Origin of the sequence: Pseudoalteromonas sp. SG41-5, assembly GCF_014164495.1 — a bacterium.
GTDB lineage: Bacteria > Pseudomonadota > Gammaproteobacteria > Enterobacterales > Alteromonadaceae > Pseudoalteromonas > Pseudoalteromonas rhizosphaerae.
On sequence record NZ_JACJFH010000148.1, the window covers coordinates 1 to 6,562 of the forward strand.

Sequence of the window (6,562 nt, forward strand, 5' to 3'; positions counted from 1 at the left end):
GGCGGTAACAGGGGTTCGAATCTCCTTGGGGACGCCACTTAGTATTATAATAGTCAGTGCAGTGTTATGAAGCAGCTCGCCTTAAACGAGTTAAACTATTCAGTCGTCCTAGTGACACATATTCTGTGTCCCCATCGTCTAGAGGCCTAGGACACCGCCCTTTCACGGCGGTAACAGGGGTTCGAATCCCCTTGGGGACGCCACTTACTTATTTTAAGTAATGTATAAAGCAGTGTGACACCGCACTATCTATGCACGACGTTAACAAGAGTACTAATCTCTTGGGGACGCCACTTACTTATTTTAAATAGGGAAGTGCAGTGTTATTAAGCAGCTCGCCTGAAACGAGTTAAACCATTCAGTTGTCCTAGTGACACATATTCTGTGTCCCCATCGTCTAGAGGCCTAGGACACCGCCCTTTCACGGCGGTAACAGGGGTTCGAATCCCCTTGGGGACGCCATTTACTTTTTTTAAGTAATGTGCAAGAAAGTGTGACACCGCACTCTCTATACACAACGTTAACAAGAGTACTAATCTCTTGGGACGAAACTTACTATTTATTAGTAAGATAGCTTTTATTAAAAAGCCTGTAACATCAGTTTAACTGCATTTCTATAGTTACTTCAGAATTATTCATCCAAGTTAAAATCTAAAAATTAAATCTTTTATATAATAATTCCTAAATTTTATTAGTATCTTTCCCTTTCTTATATTCAGCTTAAATAAACTTCATCTATGTTAGCGTACATATAAACGTCCAAATAAATAGGAGGTTATATGGCAAGTGGATGGGCACGAGAGGGTGCAATTCAAGATCAAATTGATGCCAGCGTTAATGATGCTGTGCAATATGCTAGAAGTAATTTAGTTTCTGGAGCTAGTGCCGAGCTATGTGAAGAATGTGATGAACCAATACTACAAGCACGAAGGCTCGCGTTACCTGGTGTGAAGTATTGTGTAAGTTGCCAAGCTGAACTAGAAGGTAAAGGCACGCTTTCTAAAGGGTTTAACCGACGTGGCAGTAAAGACAGTCAATTACGATAAAAAGGTGCATACAGCACCTTTTTTAATATCGTATCAGAGTTGAGCTTAAATAAATAAAAAGCGGATTAGCAAACCTATTACATATATTTGCTAAAATTTACTCATATTTTCTTTCTTCTGAATTAATTCAATTGAGTAGCCATCTGGATCTTTTACAAAAGCAATTTCTGTTGTGCCGCCTTTAACAGGTCCTGGCTCACGGCTAACATTGCCGCCAGCGGCCTTGATATCAGCACAGGCTTTATAGATATCATCAAACTCAATCGCGATATGACCATAGGCATTGCCTAAATCATAGCTGTCGGTATCCCAGTTATAGGTCAGCTCAAGTACTGCTGTGTCTTTTTCATCGCCATAGCCTACGAAGGCTAGGGTATAGCGATACTCTTCGTTATCAGCACGGCGTAACTCTTTCATGCCGAGTACTTGAGTATAAAACGCAATTGATTTATCTAGATCAGCAACCCGTAACATGGTGTGTAATAAACGCATTTAAACCCTCTTTAAAATTCACATAAATTTTTGATAACGCAGCTACTCTGTAACTACTGCTGCGCTGTTAAAATATCAATAATCCGATTATAAATTATTTCTGTGAGCAACACAGTATCATTGCCATTAGTATTTATAAACTGCACAACGACTGTATCGATATCTTTATAATAACGAGCAATGCTTGAATACCCTAATACCCAACCTGTGTGCTCATATTTATAGAGTGATGCGTACAAAGCTTGCTCTTGTTCACTAAAAAATGTGCCATTATTTAATGCCACAATAAAGTCGCCCACATCTTGTGCTGTTGCCACATACCCTTGATCAAGTGCTTTAAAATCATTTTCGTAGCCAACATAATAGCCACTCATTAATAGCGCTAAATTTATCTCATTTACAGACTCGAAGGTATTCGTTAAGCCCAATGGCGTTAAAATCTCGTTTTTAATAAATTGGTTATGGTCATAACCCAGCACATTAGACATGATTTTCCGCAGCAACAAATAATTAGTATTAGAATAGCCGTAATCAGCATCAGGGCTAAAATCAGCGGGAGTATCGAGTACTAATGCAAGCAGGTCGGGGTAGGTGATTGACCAATCAAAATGATCAGTGTCTGTGTAATTGGGTATGCCACTTCTGTGCTTTACCATCATTCGTAGTGTTATCTTATCTGCATTTTCAATGCGTCCAATTAACGATGGAAGATAATCAGCCAGTGTTTTATCTACATCAATTAGTCCAGCAGAGGCAAGTTTTGTTAAGGCTGATGCATCATACAGCTTACGGATACTGCCAATCTTAAACAAAGCAGTAGCATAAGCGGGGATTTTTTGATCTCGATTATGCCAACCGTTTGCAAAAGATTCAGGTTGCTGTCCTTGTCTATGAATATACACAATAATGCCATCGACTCCTTGTTCAATAGCCTCTTGTGTTTGTTCTTTGATCGTCGCCGGTAGCGGTTGCAAGTAATATAAAGCAAACTGCCAAGGGGCAAAAAAGTATATGCTCATGATGGTGACAATAAATGCAGCAATGCGCATTAAAGTAAGCGTTTTTTTGTTCTTAACTAGCATTATTACGCATCCGCTTCATTTATTTTTGTAGTGTCAGGGTCAGTTCTTTAATCTACTATACTTCGTATTATTTACTCTGTCTTATCTTTAAATTCTGACGTGATATTACCTAATATTAACATTAGCTTAGCACACCAAGTTCTATTAACGTGGCCTAGAATTATAACGCACTAAACAGCAATATCGTGTGACATTGCTGTTTCGTTATAAGGAGTTCGACTGTATTAAAGTATATTTTTACTTTTGAACTTTGCCCTTAAGAACATAGATTTCACCATCAAAACTCCCTTGAATCGTCAAACCTTGTCCTGCTAACTCTTTAAGGTACTCTATATGTTCCTCAGTAATATGCTGTCCCGGCACCAAAAGAGGAATACCTGGTGGATAGGGGGTGACTAAACCGGCACAAATACGGTTGTTACTTTTACCGATAGGCACAGATTCACGCTCGCCATAAAAGGCATCGCTTGGAATACACGCTAAGTCTATTGCTGGTAGATTCTCAGGCAAGCGAGATCGTCGCGTCGATTTTGACAACTTCACTTTACCGCTGTCGAGTTTTTTGAGCGCATTATAAAGACGAATTATTTTTGAGCGCGTGCCGCCAAGCGTCAGTAACACTAAGATGGTGCTGTGAGTGTACTTCTCTATTTCTAGGCCAATTTCATCCAGCAGGTATTTATGAATATCCTTTAATGAATAAGGTAATTCGCTAATATCGATGAGAATTTTTAGCGGATCGTGACCCATGTTATCACCACTAAAGTGCGGAAATATTTCCATAAAGTCTTGCTTACCTAGTACTTTAATTTGTTTGAGTGAAGCCATCTGTTGTTTAAATTCTTCCACATGGTTCAACAAAGCATTGAGTAACTTATAGCCTTCCATCTCTAACTGCTTTTGGCACACGTCAAGCGATGCGATAAGCTGATATTTTGGCGATGTACTGGCGTAAATACTGTAAATCTCGCGAAAGAAATCAGCATCAAAATCGGGATCGTTAACATGAATATAAGACGCCTGAGAAAACGCCGATACCACTTTATGTGCTGAATGGGTGACGTAGTCAGCGCCAGCATGAATGGCGGAATAGTATCGTAGGCTTGGATGAAACAGAGAGTAAGCAAACCACGCTTCGTCAATAAATACTTTAATACCATGTTGATGGGCAAACTCTACCACCTGTTTCAGATCGCTCAGTAGGCCATCGTAAGTACAACCGGTGAGGACTAGCAATTTCGCATCGGTATTTTGTTCTATCGCCTGTTTAATGTCGGCCAACGACGGCGGCGCGAAGATGCCATATTTTGGATTTAAAATACTCGACAAATAAACAGGTAAACTCGCTGATTGTAAAATGCCATAGTGCACAGATTTATGACAATTGCGGTCGATAATCACTTTATCGCCCTTGCGCAGCAATGTCTGCAAGATGATTTTATTTGAGGTAGACGACCCATTGGTAACGAAATAGGTATGCTTAACCTCAAACGTCGCCGCTGCTGACTCTTGCGCACGGCCAATGGTATTGGTGCTATCTGACAATGAACCTAAAGAGTCCACTGAAACCGACAGATCGCCAACGAACACATTACGACCATAAAACTGATAAAAATCTTTGATATAAGGGGAATTTCTAAAGCTAGAGCCACCGCTGTGTCCCGGTGTATGCCAAGAGTCGTTCGCTTCGCCAACATAACGGCGATACGCCGTCCAAAATGGGGTTTCTGAGCGGTCATCGAAATCGTTGATCATATAGCCTAAAATTGCTTCAGGATCAGAAATCACCTCATCTTTAAAGAAAAAAGACTCAATCTCCTCCGACTCATTAACGATTTCTAGCCCTTTCGTATCATCGCCAATAACATAAACAGGCAACTCAAGGCGGATCCCCTTTAACTGCTCGATAAAGCGACTATAAGTGCGCTCGCCAACCTTATTTTGCAAATCCCAGCTAAGCACTACGGCCTGAATATCGCCATCTTCCTCTACAATGTCCAATGCTTGTTTTAGCTCAAGACGCTCAATAATATCGATATGAATATCATCTCGCTCAAAATTTGGGATGGTTTTCGACAGATTAGTAGAAAGCTCTTGCAAGGTGGCGGGGTCTTGCTCGATTAACAAGATACGAAGTATAGGTAACATAGGAATTCTCGCAATAAAATTTCATAATGCTCAACAGCATAACTAAAGGATTGACGCTTGTGAAATTAATACTTTGAAAATATTCTAATAATTACGCCAAATCACGAATAAACAGATTTTATTTAAATTGATTTACAAGGTATGGAAAATGAAAGGTGCCAAAGTTAGGCACCTACTTTAATAAACAGAAAAAAAGACTGGAATGCGAATTAATCACTGAGCTTATTCTTATAAGCCTGATAATTGAGGTTTATAATTAATAATCGTTTAAAATGAAGGTGTTTTATCTACAGGTTTGGGTCTATATCTACTCAGTTTTATCTTTAAACTCACACAAGTCTTCAATAATACAGCTGCCTCATTTTAGTTTGCGGGCTATGCAAACATAACGGCCATGTAATATTAGCCAATGGTGTACGTCTACTTTAAATTCTTTGGGGATCACTTTTTCAAGCTTTTGTTCAACCGCGACCACGTCTTTACCCATAGCAAGCTTAGTACGGTTTGATACACGGAATATATGCGTATCTACAGCAATGGTTGGCCAACTTAGATATAAGGAAGGAAGATGTAACTAGCTTTCAAAATGCTGGTAGTTGAAATCCTAAAGAGCAAAGATCATGTGTTTGCATTAGGCATCATCGGAACTTTTAGTTACAAAGTTAATTTGGTAACTCATATTAACTGTGTTGTAGTTGATATAATTACAGCACGAGATAGGGAATTATGTATGAAAGAGGATATTGATGAGCTAAAAAGTGAATTTCAAGCAAAACTTCTATCTTGGAATAATATAAAAAGTAAAAAAATTAAAGTTACATTTATATTCATATTTTTCGGTTTGATTGGATTAAAGGTTTTTACTACTATCTTAACTGTTGATTGGCTTGCAGGGTTAATATGATGATCACTTTTCGCCCACTTAACAAACATGATTTTAACTATTCAAAAGTTATAGACCTTTTTTTCGAAGCTTTTCCAAAAGTTCACAGACTACCAGAATGGCTTGTTAAATACAGAATGAGGAATGGAAAAAATGGCTTTGATATTATTTATGATAATAATAAATGGGTTGGTTTTCTCTACACTAAAGAATATAAACAAATTATCTGTGTAAAGTTTTTTGCTATATCTGAATTGCTCCGCTCAAGTGGTTACGGAAGCAAAGTAATGGATTCTATGAATGAAAAGCATTCAAATAAAAGAATAGTACTCACTATTGAGGAGCTTGATGAAAAGACAGAAAACTATCAACAAAGAGTTAAGCGCAAAGCGTTTTATGAAAAAAATGGGTTCAGTTCTACCGGGTTTATCATAAAAGAGCCAGCTGAGCGGCAAGAAGTCCTTATACGTGGTGGAACTATATCTAAAGAAGAAATAGAAGCTATGTACAAGCATTTTTTAGGAAATTTATTGTTTTCTTTACTTAAAATCGAAGTACTAAAAATTGAATAAGAATACCGTCATTTTAATGTAATTGGTTAGTCATTAGCAGTTAAATAATGCATGCAAAAAACCAACAGCAAAGATAAAAATTTAAAGTTTACTTATTGGCTCAAAAAAGAATAAACATTATTCAGTTTTATCCTTGAACTCGCACAAATCTTCAATAATACAACTGCCACATTTTGGTTTGCGGGCTGTACAAACATAACGACCATGTAAAATAAGCCAGTGATGTACATCTACTTTAAACTCTGCTGGTACAACTTTTAATAGCTTTTTTTCTACTTCAACAACGTTCTTACCCATAGCAAATTTAGTGCGGTTTGATACGCGGTCTATGTGGGTATC

General features: G+C 38.1%; 6 protein-coding genes, 2 tRNA genes and 2 pseudogenes. 5 read left to right on the forward strand and 5 right to left on the reverse strand.

Translation table 11 applies throughout. The features are described 5' to 3' along the window. The first annotated feature begins 127 nt into the window (after positions 1-127). The 3 genes from H5232_RS21650 to H5232_RS21660 all read left to right on the forward strand — a co-directional run bounded on the left by H5232_RS21650 (position 128) and on the right by H5232_RS21660 (position 1,046). Positions 128-203, forward strand: a tRNA-Glu gene (locus H5232_RS21650). 183 nt (positions 204-386) lie between these two features. Continuing rightward, a tRNA-Glu gene (locus H5232_RS21655) sits at positions 387-462 on the forward strand. A 317-nt stretch (positions 463-779) separates the two neighbouring features. After that, complete coding sequence (locus H5232_RS21660) at positions 780-1,046, forward strand: DksA/TraR family C4-type zinc finger protein (protein ID WP_145240701.1); 267 nt, start codon at positions 780-782, stop codon at positions 1,044-1,046. A 90-nt stretch (positions 1,047-1,136) separates the two neighbouring features. On the opposite strand, the gene gloA is transcribed toward H5232_RS21660, so the two are convergent. From gloA to H5232_RS21680, 4 genes and pseudogenes are all read right to left on the reverse strand, one after another. Further along, a complete protein-coding gene (gene gloA, locus H5232_RS21665) occupies positions 1,137-1,538 on the reverse strand; it encodes a lactoylglutathione lyase (protein WP_145240703.1) in 402 nt (133 codons plus the stop codon). Between the two features lie 53 nt (positions 1,539-1,591). After that, positions 1,592-2,623: a serine hydrolase gene (locus H5232_RS21670; RefSeq protein ID WP_182831498.1), complete on the reverse strand. Its 1,032-nt coding sequence runs from the start codon at positions 2,621-2,623 to the stop codon at positions 1,592-1,594. Positions 2,624-2,857: 234 nt separating this feature from the next. Continuing rightward, complete coding sequence (locus tag H5232_RS21675) at positions 2,858-4,768, reverse strand: aminotransferase class V-fold PLP-dependent enzyme (RefSeq protein WP_145240707.1); 1,911 nt, start codon at positions 4,766-4,768, stop codon at positions 2,858-2,860. 358 nt (positions 4,769-5,126) lie between these two features. Then, a pseudogene (locus H5232_RS21680) lies at positions 5,127-5,315 on the reverse strand (endonuclease III); the annotation flags it as partial. Between the two features lie 39 nt (positions 5,316-5,354). On the opposite strand from H5232_RS21680, the gene H5232_RS21685 reads away from it, so the two are divergent. Continuing rightward, positions 5,355-5,672, forward strand: coding sequence for a hypothetical protein (locus tag H5232_RS21685; RefSeq protein WP_149980691.1), 318 nt, complete (start codon positions 5,355-5,357; stop codon positions 5,670-5,672). Beyond that, positions 5,669-6,223, forward strand: a complete 555-nt coding sequence (locus H5232_RS21690) for a GNAT family N-acetyltransferase (RefSeq protein ID WP_182719342.1) — start codon at positions 5,669-5,671, stop codon at positions 6,221-6,223. The genes H5232_RS21685 and H5232_RS21690 overlap by 4 nt, the downstream gene beginning before the upstream one ends. Positions 6,224-6,340: 117 nt before the next feature. Here H5232_RS21690 and H5232_RS21695 read toward each other — a convergent pair. Beyond that, a pseudogene (locus H5232_RS21695) lies at positions 6,341-6,562 on the reverse strand (endonuclease III); the annotation flags it as partial.